The organism is Bacteroides caecigallinarum (genome assembly GCF_016902295.1).
Classification (GTDB): domain Bacteria; phylum Bacteroidota; class Bacteroidia; order Bacteroidales; family Bacteroidaceae; genus Phocaeicola; species Phocaeicola caecigallinarum_A.
In genome coordinates this window covers 1-238 of sequence record NZ_JACJLQ010000214.1, presented here as the reverse complement: position 1 = coordinate 238, position 238 = coordinate 1, and the positions used below count along the sequence as shown (strand labels likewise).

The following is a 238-nucleotide window of genomic DNA, read 5'->3' as shown; positions in this document are numbered from 1 at the left end:
CTACTTCCTTAATCATGTGCGCCAGCTGGCACATTATACAATGGACGGTAAATATTGTATAGACAATAATCTGATAGAAAATTCAGCGCGCCCCATAGCGGTCGGCAGGTTATGTGGTGTACAACATAATCGTTGTTATGTTGGCATAATATTTATGTTAGTATAGATACTTAATTCTCTGTAGGTCATATTCTTATAAATTTTATTGCCAACATAATGATTTATTGTATATTATTTG

1 protein-coding gene is annotated in these 238 nt (G+C 33.6%); it reads left to right on the top strand.

All coding sequences use genetic code 11. The features are described 5' to 3' along the window. Positions 1 to 166: IS66 family transposase (locus H6A27_RS14865; protein WP_204509231.1), on the top strand; the 166-nt coding region annotated here is incomplete at its 5' end. Positions 167 to 238: the final 72 nt, after the last annotated feature.